The organism is Dictyobacter aurantiacus (assembly GCF_003967515.1).
GTDB lineage: Bacteria > Chloroflexota > Ktedonobacteria > Ktedonobacterales > Ktedonobacteraceae > Dictyobacter > Dictyobacter aurantiacus.
This window is the reverse complement of sequence record NZ_BIFQ01000002.1, coordinates 1,724,002-1,741,922: the sequence shown is the minus strand read 5'-3', so window position 1 is coordinate 1,741,922 and position 17,921 is coordinate 1,724,002. Positions and strand designations below refer to the sequence as shown.

The window sequence follows — 17,921 nt, the reverse complement described above, 5'->3', positions numbered from 1 at the left end:
CATGACGGATATTGAAAATGAACTAACTGTTCGCATTCGTAATGTGTGCAACGTACAAGCACGATATCGTGTTCTCTGGATAGTTGGAGAACCACGATGTGGAAAATCTTTTCTCTGTAGGTCTCTATGCAAAAACAATGGATGGAAATACATTAATTACACTCTTGGCCGCGGATTCTTAGACAGCTTAGTTGGGCAGGAAGAAATATATCGTCCTCAAAACTTCTTAGATGATTTATATCGTTGGTGCAATCAATCAACCGAAGACTTCATAGTCCTTGATGAGATTGAACCGTTATTGAGTTTATGGACATGGGATATACAGGAAGAATTTTTTAAACTTGTAGGGCGTGCTCCAGACTTAACAACTGGCATAGTGATTACAACTCGTGTCCGCACGACTCAGCAGCTAAGCAGAATATTTTCAGAGATGGATCCAAATCATATTTATGAGATACAACAAGGAGTGATCTCATGGTACAACTGATGCGCAATGTCGTGCAGATTCAAGGTGGATTCAAACCATCTGTGCAACTCCCCAAAGACTTCTTTAACGAAGAGTATAACCGGCACTTTGTCGAAAGCTATATTCCTACGCATGATATCCTTGATATTTTCATGGAGATACGGAATAGTTTACAGTTAAATTCTGAGAACCGTGCGAAACTATTTATGGGCACATATGGCACTGGCAAATCAGATCTCATGTTGATGATATCCAACTATATAACGCGTTCATCAGATGATCCACTATTAACCCCTTTCTTCGAACGATTGCGTAACCTTAATAGTAGTAAAGCTAAAGCTATTTATGATGCGCGATTGCACAAACCTCCATTTCTCCTTGTTCTCCTACAAGCCGATACCGCAACCACTTTTAGCAGTTTTGTTTTAGACGGGCTACAAAAGGCTCTCGATCAAAGTGGACAATCAGAGATCATGAGCCCTACATATTATCGTGCAGCAACAGACCTTATAGCACAATGGGAAAGAGACCTTCCAGAAAATGTTGATCGCGTTGATAGATGGTTACAAGAAAATTACGGCATGACATTGGGTCAACTCAAACGCGATCTTATGGGCCCTCAAGCTGACAATGCTCTAGAAACATTTAGATTGGTCACAAATAAAATCATAGGGATGCCGTTTCACCCAACTGCTGTGATTGAAAGGCCTGACGATGCCTTTGATGCGGTCTCTAAAAGGCTTGTGGAAAGCGGAAAATATAGTGGAATATTTATAATCGCCGATGAGTTCACGCATTTATTACAAAATTTAGCGGAATCATCGGTAGCTGCACCAGATATCAAAGCGATAGACAACCTTGCTGAAACAGCCGCTCGATCTGGCAAAAACCAGATCCACTTCTATGTTGTAAGCCTACATGGCTTTTCTAGTGCTGGTAACCAGGCAAATACGGTTTCATCACAAACTGCACTAGAAAGGACTGGTGGACGTTTTATCCAGGGTCAGGTATCTTTACGATCCCAGTATATGGAGGAACTTATTAGCGCAGCTATCGTAAAAAAAGTTCCTTCCGCATCGCTTTTTGAAAAAGATATTCAACAGCAAGATGAGCTTCTTTCCTTAACAATGGGCCTATGGGGGCAGCATTCGGAAAAACGTGATCGAGAATGGATGAAGGAGACAATTGTACAGGGATGCTTCCCACTTCACCCCTTGACAGCCTACTGTTTACCTCTCCTCAATAATAGGTTGGCTCAAAACGAGCGTACAATGTTTAGCTTTTTATGGGATGAAAACCGTGGGCTTAAATCTTTTATAGACACGGCACATTTAAGATCTAATGATGGGCGGCTCAACTTACTTTCTTTAGATCAGCTATTTACGTACTTTGAAGGTAGCTTGAGAGAGAAAAACACCGAACTTTACTATCTCTATCAACAGTTCAGCTCAAAACTTACACCCGAGCAAATACGTATAGGGCTAGAAGGGCGTTTGTTAAAAGCCCTTATCTTACTCGACATGATTACTGGTGATCCCTCTAGTGTTTCATCGAATTTACGCACTAATCGGGAACTGCTGCGCCATGCTCTAAACCTTTCTCGAACGCAAATGACTGAACTCAATACTGCGCTGCAACAACTAGAGCAGGCGGGCATCGCTTACCCAAATCAAGCAGGATATTATCAATTAGTGAAACAGGGGCAAGCCAATCCCAGTGAATTACGAGGAAGAGTTGAACAATATGCAAAAGCTATGCCGTTCCTGTCACTCAATCTATTAAATGACCAACATATATTAACAGATATAGATGCCACAACCTACAATAAGCGGCATGGCACAGATCGCAAACTCATAGCCAAATTCGTCAGTTCGGCGGATCTAACAAACCCCGCAAACTTACTCAAAGACCTACCACAGACAGATGGTCTACTATGGTATGTTATAGCCTCAACAGAATTAGAGCGTCGGCAAGCCTGCATAGAAGCTATCCGATTAACAAAAACACACGATCAATTAGTTATCGCGATACTACGCTCACCTACTGGTATCATTGAGCGCCTTAAGAGAAAAATAGCCGTAGAGAAGCTTTCCCATGATCCTGAGTATGATAAACCAAGCTACCAGGAACTATTGAAAGAAAGTGGCTTAGTGGGCTCTGACTATTATTCCGCTTTCAACAAAGAGTCTCAACGATTTGAACAGTATACAGAAATTGAATGGTATCAACAGGGGAGAGCAACTACAGTACAAACACGACTACAGCTTGGAGATCTAGCAACAAGAGTGATGGAAAAGGTGTTTCCTTACACACCAACACACAGTACAAAGCAACATCTCTCAAAGGCTCCCCGCAACACCACCAAATTGAAAGAAGCATTAGATGCATTAATAAGTGCCCCATTTAATCGGCCAGCAAGTACCAGCAAAAAATCTATCACAGATGCTATTTTGATTAACGGCGCACAAGAATTGGACTTAATAGAATATATTGACCAGAAAGGCGGTTACAATGTCTATAATGTGTGTGCGCCAGTCAATGATCACAGTAAAATAGTCTGGCAATATTTAGATAGCCAACTACAAAAGCAGGGAGTAAACTGGGCGGAGATTGTAGAGCATTTACAAAGTCCTCCTTATGGTTTGTACAAACCAGTCATACAGCTTTTTCTCGCAGCCTTTTTACGATTGAATCGGGGCTATATAGAAATCTACACAACAACCAATAATTATGGAATGCGAAATTCTTATGGCCAACGTATAGATGTTACGGGAGAAACCATTATCAAAATGGTAGATAATCCCAAAGACTACCTGATCACCTATAAACCCTTACCTCCGCAACAAAAAGAGTTTCTTATGGGGTTAAAAGACATTTTAACTTCAAGCGTAGCATTCGCCAATTATAGAGATATAGAAACAGAGTCATTACGCAATCAGGTTGCGACATGCCTACATAGAGGAATAAAAGCCATTCCAATTCTCACTCAAGTTCCTTCGATAAGTGAGCTAAGTAGTATATACTCAGACATACCAGAAAAAACTATCAAAATAGCTCTATCTCTAATAGAGCTAGCACAACAACCAGATGAGAAATCAAGAGCAGCATCTCTGCTTGAAACATTGCCTCCCAAACTAGGATTATCTGCCAATTATACAGAGTGGACCAGTGCTACCATTCATCAAGCATTATCATTATTTGGAAGTGCTTATCCTCTACTTATCCAGGCTTCAAAGAGACTGCGGCAATCAATCACGATGTCCCTCAGCCAATCTTTGGGCTTACCAGAACCAACAGAAATTGAGCAGGAGGTTTTTAAAGCTGCCCGGCAATGGCGAAAAGAAAAAGTAGGCACAGTACACACAACAGATATGGAATACAGATCAGACGCTCGCATGCTACTTCAGCTACTTGATGACCCGCATAATTTTGAGCAAGTTTTTCTTAATGCTCTGCCAGCCAACTGGGGATTAAATCCTGTTAGCCAATGGCAAGCACTTAGTACAAGAACGCTCTATTTAAATCGCCTTAAACAAGCCATACAAACCATCGAGCATAAAGCCGCTACCCAAAGAATACAATCAACAGGTAGGGTTCCTGCAACCAATGAGGGGCAGGTAACAAATCTACCCAAACTTACTCCGTCTCCTCAACCTGATATAGCTAGAGGAAATTCATCAACTATTAATAATTTACCACCTCGCACATCTTTGCCACCTAAACCAATAGCAAATGATTCAGCCATCAAGCACAATCAGGTCAACCCACCACCGGCCAACTCAACTTTCAATAATTATTGGGCGCCAAAAAACGCAAATAATAATATAGAGAAAGGTCTAAACAATATACAGCAAGGACATAATGGTAGCTCCATAGAAGATGCTTTTCAGGCGATACGAGCTATCGTTGAAAACCTTACTCCAGCAAACCAACGCTTGTTATGGGAGAAGCTAGTTGAGGAGTATGACCCCCGATGATCACCATTTACTCCGACTTCCATCAACTCAAACAGATAAAACGGACTGGAGATACTTTCATTGCAAGTAGAATACAAGATTATGTGCCACTTCGGCAGCGGCTACGCCGCGCACTTGACGAAACACATAATGATTGCGAGGTATATATACAGCTTCCAATCTTAATACATTGGCTGGAAGATCTCCGCGCCTATAACCCGCAGCTAATTGTCTGGCGGGAAATACGACTAGATTCATACTTTGAACAAAAATTTGGTTTTTCTCCTCCAGAGGAATTAACCGAAATAGCACAAAAAGACTTGCTAAATACACTAAAGCCAGTACGCACTGGAACTGTCACAGATCCCATAGGATGGATATTAGGAAGGAAAGTAAATCCCATATGGGGAGGTTCACCATCAGATAAAGAGCATCTGGCCAATGTGGCGGCAAGCATTTTAAAAGGAAAAGCAATCCCAGCCATGCTCCTTCCACTAGTCAAAAAACGTATAGCACAATGGGCTGAGCAAGACCACCGTTACCACATTTTTCTTGATGATACGCTGAAGGATGCGGCAGAAAATATTTTTCTCGGCTGGACCTTACGCAACTATCCATCCAACCCTCTAGGTGATCAAAATAGGAGTATAGCCTCAATAGAAGATTGCAGCCAGCATATAAGTATCTGCATAGAGTGCTTAAAGAAATATAATGCACAAATCAAAAGTTTTTGGTCTAATCAAATGAGAGCAGATATAAATCTGGATTTAATGCAGATCTTAGGTTCAATGTCCGGTCTGGTTGATGCTGAACTAGAGGCTATTGACAGATCGGCCAGAAAACATACGGAACAACTCACGAATGCACTCATTGAGGCTATCAAAATACGCTTCTCGCGTCTCCCGCGCACAGAAGACGTCGTAGAAAAGCTAGAAAAAATTGTCACACCACCGGTTCCTGATGATCCGATCGAGAGATGGTCAGCCGAACAATGGCTAGACTGGGTCACAGATGAATACATGCCTTATTTTGCGTGGGTACTCCGGACAAAGCATCGCCGTGATAAACAGATGCAACTGGCCCGTCAATTCGAAGAGTGGTTAATAAGGGAATATCCCCTACTGTCACAAAATCCTCAAGCTCCATTTTCGCCACATCAGTTGGACAACATTAAAGAGTCCTTGAAGTCTCATAATGTTGATATTGTTTTCTGGTTTATCATTGATGGATTAACATGGTGGCAAGGTAAAAAATTACTTGATTTTTGTACAGAACGAGAAATAAACAGTGTTCACATCCAACCAGCAATTTCAGCTCTTCCAACAATCACGTCAATATCTAAAAACGCCTTAGTAAATGGCTACCTTGATGCATCAAAGATGAACCAACCTACAGTACAGAGTATTAAAAATCGTCTCACCAAAGAGATCACCAATATACAGGTATTTACACAAGCGCATGAGCTAGAGCTGGCATATGCGACGGAATTGGCCCCGGGGCTCTATACCTTGCTTTACAATACGCTTGACCATCACAGCCATACGCTACAGGGCTTCACAGACGACGAAAGCATCAATGGACATCTCCAGCTCATTGCACGACTCATTAAGGAAGGGTTCGAACACTGTATAGAACAGGGGTTAAACCCACGGGCATTTGTTAGCAGTGATCATGGTAGCACCCTGTTGCCAGAGCAGGCTAGCGTGCTGAGAATTCCCCATTTTGCTTACTTGCTAGATGAAGAAAATGGCGCAGAAGAAATCTCGGTCGGGGACAAGCTAAAACCGTTTCGGCGCACACGTGTTTGTGCAACAGATAATGTCCCAAATGACGATGATTTACGTCGCATTTCAACCAATTGGTATTTTTTACAAAAAGACATGTTCAACTTACCAGAACAATTTTTAATCCCTAAAGGTTATAGTGCTGTAGAGAGGCGTCCTACTGGATGGACACATGGAGGAGCAACGCCCGAAGAAGTAGTGGTAGCAAGCCTTGAGTTACGGCCTTCATTAGAGGAACTGATCGCACCAACACTACAAATAGAAGGGAGCCTACGGCCAGGTACAACCAACGAGATGGAAGTGACAATCACAAATCCGAACAACTTCCCGCTCAAAATCGTACAGCTTTTCATAGAAAACATACCAGTGCCCATAAAATCAACGCGTATAGGCCCTCACTCCACAATATCGGTTTCTATCAATGTACAGACGACAAGTAATCAATCAATCAAATCCATTAAATGGCTTCTCTCATATGAAGGGGGAGGTCAACATTCAAGCACTGAAGGATCAGTAAACATACAGTTGCGACGCTTATATGCTACTACGTTAGATGATATGTTTGAGGAATGATAATGACACTACAGTTCGAAGAAAAAGCACTCAAATATTATAGTGATGTGTGCGTAAACAAAGACCTTGTTCGTAAGGCAAGCATCGGAACCGAAAGCGTCCCTATGTACGTCAGTGAGTGGATTGTCTCACGTTATTTAACAGATGGGCAAGTCGATGCAGCAGCACGGCAAAAGATGAGGGATTTTGTTAATAAGCACTTGCCATTGAAGGATCAGAAAGAACAATTAAAATCTAAACTAAAAAATGGCGGAACGCTTCTCATTCTGGATACATATAGTGTGGAGGTAAATCTTCGCACAGATGAATATATTCTCAAAATCCCTTGTCTGGACGAAAATAGAGCAACCATCGAATCATATATTGTTGAAAATTATCCTCTTCTACTCAATGGCGGTGTCTGGGGCGTTGGTCGCCTGGAATATCAGTCCCCTAATGGGAAAGAGAATCCGTTTGGACAAATACGTATGGTTGACTTTCGTCCAATGCAAGCGGCAACTATTGATCTTGACCTCTTTTGTGAGCAACGCCAACACTTCACATTAGAAGAATGGAGAGATCTGCTTATAAGCAGCATGGGATACAACCCCACATTCTATACACCAGAGCAGATGATGCTCCTGCTTACACGCCTCATCCCAATTGTTCAAGAGCGTGTCAATTTAATAGAATTAGCCCCAAAGGGTACAGGAAAATCGTTTGTGTACCTCAATTTATCGCGCTACGTACGCTTAATCTCGGGAGGAAAAGTTACTGCTGCGGTTTTATTCCATAACAATGCCACCAATCAATCAGGGCTGCTGACAAGATTTGACGTTGTCGTTTTCGATGAAGCACAATCCCTTTCTTTTGATAATCCAAACGAAGTCATTGGAGTGCTTAAAGATTACCTGGAATCAGGAAGCTTTTCACGCGGGGGCAAACAAAAAAACGCGGCTACAGCAGGTATCGTCATGCTCGCTAATATACCACTGGCAGCCGATGGCAATCCGCGTTTTGAAAATCTTTTCTTAAATCTGCCGGATTTTTTACGAGAGACAGCTTTTATCGATCGCATACATGGAATAGTGCCTGGCTGGCAACTACCAAGGATTGAAGAAGGCTCTATATCAAAACAGATAGGCTTTAAAGCTGATTTCTTTGGAGACATACTTCATACCTTACGACATACCGCAGGATATGAAGACTACATCAAAGCACATGGAAAAATTATTGGGACGAATGATGTTCGAGATAGGAATGCTATCATTCGTTTAGCCACTGGTTATTTAAAACTACTCTTCCCCGATTTAAAGGTAAGTCAAGATGAGTTGGTAAATTATTGTCTACGTCCAGCAGCTTCGTTACGGCAGCTAGTACGTGACCAGCTAACCATCATGGATCCAGAATATAAACCCTCGTTCATTGATGTAGCAGCTATTTAGCAGGCACGTAAACACCAAGAAAGTGTAACCCAATCCTTATCAGGAAGAAGTACTATCTACGAGCTGATATTTTCGCTGATCTTCCATTTCACACTAGTAACTTTTTCAAAAGTATTGACTACAAAAAACACGTATCAATAGAAAAAAAAAGAATTCAAACCATCATTTTTTCTTAATGAAGGGGGAACAGAAATGAGTCTGTAAAATATTTTGGCTCTTCCGCACTTTCCGTGCTGGGCTTGCAACCCCTATTCGTAGAAAAAGATGGAGGGAAATTGTTTTGCCTCCAATAAAATCATGAATGAGGTGCTCCTTCTTGCCAATGCTTCCGTTCTCGTTATCCGGTTTTGCCATTCAACACATCACACATATCAGGGAGATCCTAACTATTACGGCCTGTGCCACTAGTCCCACAGCGGCTTGCCCATCTTGCCAACACGTTTCGTCTCATATCCATAGTTATTACACACGCTCACCACAAGACTTGCCGGTCAGCGGTCACATTGTCCAGCTTGTTTTACGAGTGCGGCGTTTCCGCTGCTTGAATCACACTTGCCAGCGACAAACCTTTGCCGAACGCTTGCCTAGTCTTCCCGTTTCAGCCCGGCAAACGACTCGGTTAGCAACATTGCTGGATGGCATCGCTGTTGTTCTCAGTGGACAAGCAGGCTCACGACTCACCGAGCAATTAGCCATGCCAGTGAGCGCCGATACACTTCTCCGACGAGCCAAAAAGAAGGCCCCACCGTCACCAACGCCCCGAATCCTGGGTGTGGACGATTTTGCTTTTCGACGCGGGCGCACCTATGGGACGATCCTCATCAATTTAGAAAGTCACCAACCAGTTGATGTGCTGGAAGATAGGAGCGCAGAAACCTTTGCCGACTGGCTCAGGAAGCATCCAGGCGTCGAAATTATCAGCCGAGATCGTTCCAAGGACTACCTACGTGGGGCAACTGAAGGCGCACCACAAGCCCAACAAGTCATAGATCGCTGGCATCTGTTAAAAAATCTTCGGGAAGCTGTCGAGCGATTTCTCAGTCATACCCAAATGCCAGAGGAGGTAAGAGCGGAAATCAGCTTGACGATTGCGCCGCGTCAGAAGAGAACCAGTGGCGAGCGAGCTCGCTCCGAGGGCTCACGAAACCGACGCCTGGCACTCTACAATCAGGTGGTGGAGTTATCCAAGCAAGGAGGGACTATTCAGGGGATCGCCAGACAACTCCAGATCAGCCGGCAAACGGTTCGCAAGTTTGTTCAGGCCTCCACTTTTCCTGAATTTCAGCGAGTTCCTCGCACCAAGAGCGCGATTGACCCATATCGCCCATATCTGCAAGAGCGTTGGGAAGCAGGATGCCGCACCATCGACCAGTTATGGAAGGATGTGCAAGAGCGTGGATTTACTGGTAGTTGGATGATGGTCTACCGCTGGGTTCAACTTCAACAGGACGAGAGAGCTGAGGCAGCCGACCAAACGCAACAAAACACGCAGACGAGAACAAACAAACTGGCTCCGCGCCATCTTGCCTGGCTGTTTCTTCACAATCCTGAACATCTGGAGAAGCAAGAACGAGAGGCCCTTGCTCTGCTGCGAAAAGTACCAAGCATCGAAACAGCCTATGGATTAGTCCAACAATTTGTCGTGATGCTCACAGTGCACAACGCCAAACCACTGGATACCTGGCTCTGGGACTGCCAACTGAGCGGGATTAGCGACCTGGTGACCTTTGCTCAGGGCTTGGAAAAAGAAGGTTCTGCTCTCCACGCAGCGTTCACTCTTCCGTACAGCAATGGACCTGTCGAAGGAAAAATAAATAAATTGAAATATATAAAGCGATCCATGTATGGGCGAGGTGGTTTCCCGCTCTTACGCCAAAAGGTTTTGAAAGCTGGATGATGGAGCACGGAAAGTGCGGAAGAGCCAATATTTTGTGTAGTGGTCACAATGGATAAAGAGAAGAAGTGGAAGGAAGAGGAAGAATATGACCATACGCAAAGAATTGATCGACGAGTTGCTCAACGAGTGTGCTGATCCTCAGGAGATCTTGGGAGAGGGAGGACTGCTCAAACAACTGACTAAAGCTATCATCGAACGATGCCTGGAGACGGAACTGCAGACGCATCTGGGCTATGGCAAGCATGAGCACAAGGAGGAAGGCGTCACCAACAGCCGCAATGGAAGCAGCAATAAAACCGTAAAGGGAGAGCAAGGCCACCTTCAGCTTAGCATTCCTCGCGATCGAGAAAGCTCCTTTGAACCCCAGCTGATCAAGAAACATCAGACCAGACTGGAAGGGTTGGATGAAAAAATCCTGATCCTGTACTCCCATGGGTTAACGACTCGGGATATCCAGGCCCAATTGCAGGAGATGTATGGGGTTGAGATCTCGCCGACCTTGATCTCCAGTGTGACCGACGCCGTGAGTGATGAAGTGCGCCAGTGGCAGTCTCGTCCCCTCGAAGCGGTCTATCCCATTGTCTACGTGGATTGTCTAGTGGTGAAAGTCCGGGAAAACCAACGGGTGATCAACAAAGCCCTGCATCTCGTCTTAGGAGTGACCATGCAGGGACACAAAGAGTTGCTGGGCATGTGGATTACGCAGAATGAAGGGGCGAAATTCTGGCTTTCCGTCTTCACTGAGCTACAAAACCGAGGCGTCAAAGACATTTTTCTGACCTGTGTTGATGGGCTCACTGGGCTACCAGAGGCAATGGAAACCGTCTTCCCGCAGACCCGCGTGCAACTGTGTATGGTCCATATGGTGCGCAATTCGCTACGCTACGTGTCTCACAAACATGCCAAAGAAGTGGCGGCTGATCTCAAGCTGATCTACACCGCGAGTACAGAAGGGGAAGCGGAGCTGAATCTGGAGCTGTTTGCGGAAAAATGGGATGGGCAGTATCCCACCATCAGCGCTACTTGGCGTGCACGTTGGAGCCGTATCATTCCCTTGTTTGCCTTCTCGCAGGATATTCGTAAGGCCATCTACACGACCAATGCCATTGAGTCAGTGAATATGACCTTACGCAAAATGACGCGGAATCGCCGGATTTTCCCATCGGATGAGTCGGTCTTTAAAGTGATGTACCTGGCCATCCAGACGGTGGCGAAGAAGTGAACCATGCCCATTCGCGAGTGGAAACCTGCCCTCAATCGTTTTGCCATCGAATTTGGGGATCGATTTCCCCAATGAAACAAGGAGTTTACACAAAATATTGGCTCTTCCGCACTTTCCGTGCTCCATCATCCAGCTTTCAAAACCTTTTGGCGTAAGAGCGGGAAACCACCTCGCCCATACATGGATCGCTTTATATATTTCAATTTATTTATTTTTCCTTCGACAGGTCCATTGCTGTACGGAAGAGTGAACGCTGCGTGGAGAGCAGAACCTTCTTTTTCCAAGCCCTGAGCAAAGGTCACCAGGTCGCTAATCCCGCTCAGTTGGCAGTCCCAGAGCCAGGTATCCAGTGGTTTGGCGTTGTGCACTGTGAGCATCACGACAAATTGTTGGACTAATCCATAGGCTGTTTCGATGCTTGGTACTTTTCGCAGCAGAGCAAGGGCCTCTCGTTCTTGCTTCTCCAGATGTTCAGGATTGTGAAGAAACAGCCAGGCAAGATGGCGCGGAGCCAGTTTGTTTGTTCTCGTCTGCGTGTTTTGTTGCGTTTGGTCGGCTGCCTCAGCTCTCTCGTCCTGTTGAAGTTGAACCCAGCGGTAGACCATCATCCAACTACCAGTAAATCCACGCTCTTGCACATCCTTCCATAACTGGTCGATGGTGCGGCATCCTGCTTCCCAACGCTCTTGCAGATATGGGCGATATGGGTCAATCGCGCTCTTGGTGCGAGGAACTCGCTGAAATTCAGGAAAAGTGGAGGCCTGAACAAACTTGCGAACCGTTTGCCGGCTGATCTGGAGTTGTCTGGCGATCCCCTGAATAGTCCCTCCTTGCTTGGATAACTCCACCACCTGATTGTAGAGTGCCAGGCGTCGGTTTCGTGAGCCCTCGGAGCGAGCTCGCTCGCCACTGGTTCTCTTCTGACGCGGCGCAATCGTCAAGCTGATTTCCGCTCTTACCTCCTCTGGCATTTGGGTATGACTGAGAAATCGCTCGACAGCTTCCCGAAGATTTTTTAACAGATGCCAGCGATCTATGACTTGTTGGGCTTGTGGTGCGCCTTCAGTTGCCCCACGTAGGTAGTCCTTGGAACGATCTCGGCTGATAATTTCGACGCCTGGATGCTTCCTGAGCCAGTCGGCAAAGGTTTCTGCGCTCCTATCTTCCAGCACATCAACTGGTTGGTGACTTTCTAAATTGATGAGGATCGTCCCATAGGTGCGCCCGCGTCGAAAAGCAAAATCGTCCACACCCAGGATTCGGGGCGTTGGTGACGGTGGGGCCTTCTTTTTGGCTCGTCGGAGAAGTGTATCGGCGCTCACTGGCATGGCTAATTGCTCGGTGAGTCGTGAGCCTGCTTGTCCACTGAGAACAACAGCGATGCCATCCAGCAATGTTGCTAACCGAGTCGTTTGCCGGGCTGAAACGGGAAGACTAGGCAAGCGTTCGGCAAAGGTTTGTCGCTGGCAAGTGTGATTCAAGCAGCGGAAACGCCGCACTCGTAAAACAAGCTGGACAATGTGACCGCTGACCGGCAAGTCTTGTGGTGAGCGTGTGTAATAACTATGGATATGAGACGAAACGTGTTGGCAAGATGGGCAAGCCGCTGTGGGACTAGTGGCACAGGCCGTAATAGTTAGGATCTCCCTGATATGTGTGATGTGTTGAATGGCAAAACCGGATAACGAGAACGGAAGCATTGGCAAGAAGGAGCACCTCATTCATGATTTTATTGGAGGCAAAACAATTTCCCTCCATCTTTTTCTACGAATAGGGGTTGCAAGCCCAGCACGGAAAGTGCGGAAGAGCCAAAATATTTGACAGACCCACAGAAATCAAGAAGACTGCTCCTTGATATTTATATAGCTAATCTGTTAAGATAGCATCTGCCAAGAAAAGGCGATCACTTGTACTCTTATTGAACTTATAGCAATTACAAATACTATACAATAAGCGATTAATAATGAATATTGTTTCATTGTTAATCATATTCCATAAATGAGTACCGTATTTCGCGGGTGCTTTTTCTTATTCTTTCTACTTCAATGCTCCCTTATTATAAAAAGGAGACACAGATGTCTGCTGATGCGCAGTTGACAAAAAATCCCATACATATTCAAAATAGCTTTCTTGAAGATACCTCACAAAAGGCAGAGCTTTCATCCACAGTGACGCAACATCCACAGGCGGCATTTGCCCGTCACGAAACCTTTCACCCACGCTCTGGATGGATAAAAAAAGGCTTTGACCGCTCTCAACAGAATAGCAATATCTTTCTGAAAGACGATGCCACAACCATCCTTGGGGTTGGTAAAAATATGGTACGCTCCATTCGCTATTGGTGTGCGGCATTCAAAGTGCTAGCAGAGACTCAGGAGAAGAATACGCGCAATAAAGAGATTGCACCCACTCCCTTTGGAGCGCACCTGTTGGCTGATGATGGTTGGGATCCTTATCTCGAAGATCCCGCATCTCTCTGGTTGCTTCACTGGTATCTGCTCAAGCCATCCTGCATGGCGACGACCTGGTATTTTACCTTCACGTGTTTTAAACGGGCAGAGTTCTCTTCTGAGAGCCTCACTAATGCGTTAGATGAATACGTTCATCAACAATTTCCCAAAAGTAATGTAGCGATATCATCGCTGCAAAAAGATATTTCTTGCTTGTTGCATATGTATGCTGGCCTCAAGTCACGTTCCAATTCACTTGAAGAGGCGCTCGATAGCCCATTTACTACGCTGGGGTTGATCCAGCCTGAAAGCGATGGCAAGCATTATTCATTCCACGTAGGCTATAAAAATACGCTCCCCCCTGAGATTATCGTAGCTGCTTGCCTAGAGTTTGCCGAACAGGTTGGCAAAGGCGAACGCACGATGTCGATTCCCCGCCTCATGTATGAAGAGGGGAGTCCGGGTATGGTTTTCAAGCTTACAGAAAGCACTCTGATCGACGCCATTGAGCAGGTAGCGCAATCGGATCAACGTCTCTCGCTGTCAAATACAGCTGGCATTATTCAACTTGCTTTTACACAGCACCCTGCCATGCTGGCTGACGCGCTTTTAAATCAATATTATCAACACGATTAGCAAGAAGTAGAATCATGGAACAAAAACTCTCTGACGTTATTTCTTTAAAGCGACGATATAATCGATCAATCAATCTGGAGCGTGACCTCTCACTGACCGAGAGTGTCCTTGGCTACATCCCAACGTCGTGGGCCCTGGATACCAGTGAGCATATTCTGCGCGCCTTAGTCACCGATAACGCCGTTCGAGCCTGGACTATTACGGGCGTTTATGGCACTGGCAAATCGGCGTTCGCCCACTTTCTCGCCGCCCTGGTCGCGCCCAAGTCCGATCCGCTTCAACACAACGCTCAATCGATTTTAAAACACTATCTCGGCCCACACCATCCATTCATCGAGACGATCACTGATCAGCTATCCGACAAAGGATTGTTGCGCGCGGTGGCGACGGCCCAACGTGAACCATTGGGCTACACCATTCTGCGTGCTCTGCGCCGTGGCTGCGAACTAGTCTGGCCTCATGATTTCGACCAGCAGCCTATTGCCCATCTGCTCCAAGGTTTTGAAGAGATCATGGAAGAAGATCAGAAAGTTTCTAATCAGGAAATCATTCAATGTATCCAACAGGCGGCGAAAGAAACACAGAGGGGAATTCTCCTCATCATTGACGAGCTAGGGAAGGGATTAGAATACGCGGCCTGGCATCAAGAGAGCGATGATCTCTATCTGCTGCAGCAACTAGCCGAGCTACCAGCCACTGAGCATGCACCCAAAATCGCTGTGCTGGGACTCCTTCATCAATCCTTCGCGGAGTATGCGCAAAACCTCACCAAAACGCAGCGCAATGAGTGGAGCAAGATCCAAGGTCGGTTTGAAGATATTCCCTTCACCGCCACCAATGATCATATGTTGCATCTGCTTAGCCAGGCCATTGACCATGCACATGACACTGATCTCTTGCCGTTTCTTGATAGCTGGGCGACCAGCTGGCAGAAGACCCTCCATTCGCATGATATCCATCAGGAACGCCTGACCATTGAAGAATTCAGCAGTATCTATCCACTGCATCCTTTGGCCGCGTTGACGTTGCCAATTCTCTGTAGTCGCTACGCTCAGAATGATCGTTCGCTCTTTACATTCTTGACTAGTCAGGAGCCCTATTCCTTCACATCATTCCTACAGACAACGCCCTTGCAAGGGGAGCGGCCGACAACCTTAAAGCTCCATCGCATCTATGACTACTTTATGGAAGCTGCCAGCGTCTCACATTCAGCCAAAGCTTCAACTCAACGTTGGGTGGAAATCCAGGGTCGCATTTCAGATGCCCAGCATTTAGAGTCCGACCTGGTCCAGGCGCTAAAAACGATTGGTATTCTCAATCTAGTGGATACCGTTGGGACGCTGCGCGCGACGCCGCAGCTTGTTCTATTGGCATTATCGGAAGACCCCAACGATCTCCAGGAAGCGCAGCGCTGGACGCAAGCAATTGAGATGCTTGTTCAGCGTGGTCTGGTGACGCACCGCAAGCAGCTCGATGAGTTGCGTATCTGGGAAGGGTCAGATTTTGATATCGAGCAGGCCACTGCCGCAGCGGTCGAAAAGGAGCAGGCATCGCTGGCCAGCCTATTAACCCAGGCCTACCCGTTATCACCCATCATTGCCCAACGCCACAGCTATACCACCGGTACATTGCGCTATTTCGAGCGTCGCTACATCAGCGATTATAACGAGCTCGCTCAGATCAAGCCAACCAGTCCCGATAGTGATGGCGTCATCGCCTATTGGCTTGGCGAGCAGCTTCCCACCCAATGCCCACCGTCAACTACTAATGGCAAGCCGTTTGTATTGCTGGCTGGCAAAAATATTGAGAAGCTCGCCTCTGTCAGCCGGGAGGTGGCAGCGTTAGTCACCATTGATGCTACATCTCCGCAGTTGCAAAGTGATGGAGTGGCTCGTCGTGAAGTTCGCCAGCGATTGACACAAACACGCCGGCTGCTCATCGACTTGCTGGAACAATCATTCCTTTCAGGTAAAGAAGAGGTCCCATGCTTATCGAATGGGGACCTGCTACACCTGCGTACGCTTAAAGACTTTCAGCAACATCTCTCGAATCTTTGTGACCAGGTCTATCCAAAAACGCCTGTACTCTGGAATGAGTTGATCAATCGCCGCGAAATTACATCCCAGGGAGCCAAAGCGCGGCGCGAACTGCTCGAAGCGATGTTGCGCAACGCCCATCTTGAGCGTCTAGGATTGGAAGGCAATGGACCCGAAACCAGTATCTATCTGTCCTTGCTGAATCATTCCGGCATCCATCGTTATAGCGATGGTCAGTGGAGCTTTGCGGAGCCCAAAGAACCAACTATTCTGGGAGTATGGAAGGCTATTGAGCAGTTTTGTTTGGATGCACGTACGAAGCCAGAAACTCTCGATCAGCTCTATGCCATGCTAGAAGCTCCTCCTTATGGAATGAAAAAGGGGGCCATTCCGCTCTTGCTTGCCGCGGTGCTGCTTTATCATAAAGATGATGTCAGTGTCTATCAAGATGGTACCTTCATTCCATTGCTGGGCGCCGAGCATTTTGAGTTGCTGGTAAAACAACCGGGCCGTTTCGCGGTCAAGCATTTCGAGATCGCCGGTCTACGCACGCAAGTCTTCAAAGAACTGGCCCTGCTCTTGCGCCGCCCACAGTCTTCGTCGACAGTATCAGCTACGCGCAATAATACCGTACTGAGTATCGTCAAACCACTGATTCATTTCGGCAATAGCCTGCCTGCTTATACCGTGAAAACCAAGCAGCTCAGTCCAGAAGCCATGGCTATCCGTGATGCCATCCGTGACGCCCGTGAACCCGATGAACTGCTCTTTACCACGCTGCCTCAAGCGTGCGGCTTAGTGCCGATTAGCGCGCAAGAAGCTCATGATGATACCCAGGCTCAGCAGCTGAAAGAAATACTCATCCGTTCTTTGCAAGAGTTGCAGCTCGCATACGATCGCTTACTTGAAAAATGCAAATATTTGCTTTACAATACTTTTACCGTTCACAGCGATATTTCAAAAATCAGGGAAGACCTTCGTGTGCGCGCTCAATACCTAAAAGATAATTGCATTGAGCGGCAGATGCGCAGCTTCCTCTTTGCAGCCATCAATGATGCGGCTGACGAACGAGACTGGTTAGAAGCACTCCTTATGGTTGTCGCGGATAAACCAGTGGCGTCATGGACCGATGATGATGTAACACGCTTTGAAGTTCGTTTAAGCGACCTGGCTCGTCGTTTTATCCACCTAGAAGCCATCAAAAAAGAAGTCTATCAGCAACCGGCTGGCTTTGAGGCTCGGCGCATTACCGTGACTCAACCTGACGGCTATGAGAGCAACCATATCGTCTGGCTCAATCATGAGCATCAAGCACAAATTGAAAAGCTTGTTGAAAGCATTTTGCATACAGACTTTATTCAAGACAATGAGCAGTTGCAGCAAGAACTTGTTGCCGCACTCGTTGAGCGCATTTATCAACCTACCACACAACAGCACAGTTCTCACCGTGCGCCTCAAACGGGAAAGGAAGCCTAAC

At 46.3% G+C, this 17,921-nt stretch carries 8 protein-coding genes and 1 pseudogene; 8 read left to right on the top strand and 1 reads right to left on the bottom strand.

Translation table 11 applies throughout. The annotated features are described in order from the left end of the window. Window position 1: 1 nt before the first annotated feature. The 6 genes and pseudogenes from KTT_RS31800 to KTT_RS31775 all read left to right on the top strand — a co-directional run bounded on the left by KTT_RS31800 (window position 2) and on the right by KTT_RS31775 (window position 11,397). Window positions 2-487, top strand: a complete 486-nt coding sequence (locus KTT_RS31800) for a hypothetical protein (protein ID WP_126601681.1) — start codon at window positions 2-4, stop codon at window positions 485-487. Beyond that, the gene (locus tag KTT_RS31795; protein WP_126601680.1) at window positions 475-4,443 is read left to right on the top strand and encodes a hypothetical protein; all 3,969 of its coding nucleotides are present in this window, start codon (window positions 475-477) and stop codon (window positions 4,441-4,443) included. The genes KTT_RS31800 and KTT_RS31795 overlap by 13 nt, the downstream gene beginning before the upstream one ends. After that, window positions 4,440-6,779 carry a PglZ domain-containing protein gene (locus tag KTT_RS31790; RefSeq protein WP_126601679.1) on the top strand — a complete coding sequence of 780 codons (2,340 nt, stop codon included), beginning with the start codon at window positions 4,440-4,442 and terminating at the stop codon, window positions 6,777-6,779. The genes KTT_RS31795 and KTT_RS31790 overlap by 4 nt, the downstream gene beginning before the upstream one ends. 2 nt (window positions 6,780-6,781) lie before the next feature. Then, on the top strand, window positions 6,782-8,203 hold the full coding sequence (brxL, locus tag KTT_RS31785) for a BREX system Lon protease-like protein BrxL (RefSeq protein ID WP_160146278.1): 1,422 nt from the start codon (window positions 6,782-6,784) through the stop codon (window positions 8,201-8,203). A 301-nt stretch (window positions 8,204-8,504) separates the two neighbouring features. After that, the gene (locus KTT_RS31780; RefSeq protein ID WP_126594041.1) at window positions 8,505-10,100 is read left to right on the top strand and encodes an ISL3 family transposase; all 1,596 of its coding nucleotides are present in this window, start codon (window positions 8,505-8,507) and stop codon (window positions 10,098-10,100) included. Between the two features lie 85 nt (window positions 10,101-10,185). Then, window positions 10,186-11,397 (top strand): annotated as a pseudogene (locus tag KTT_RS31775) (IS256 family transposase). A 50-nt stretch (window positions 11,398-11,447) separates the two neighbouring features. Here KTT_RS31775 and KTT_RS31770 read toward each other — a convergent pair. Next, window positions 11,448-13,022 (bottom strand): ISL3 family transposase, encoded by a 1,575-nt coding sequence (locus tag KTT_RS31770; RefSeq protein WP_235845818.1) that lies wholly within the window; start codon window positions 13,020-13,022, stop codon window positions 11,448-11,450. A gap of 375 nt (window positions 13,023-13,397) precedes the next feature. Here KTT_RS31770 and KTT_RS31765 point away from each other — a divergent pair, with 375 nt between their 5' ends. Further along, entirely contained in the window at window positions 13,398-14,408 is a 1,011-nt protein-coding gene (locus tag KTT_RS31765) for a DUF4007 family protein (protein WP_126601677.1), read from the top strand. A gap of 14 nt (window positions 14,409-14,422) precedes the next feature. Continuing rightward, a complete protein-coding gene (locus KTT_RS31760; protein ID WP_126601676.1) occupies window positions 14,423-17,920 on the top strand; it encodes a hypothetical protein in 3,498 nt (1,165 codons plus the stop codon). Window position 17,921 lies beyond the last annotated feature (1 nt).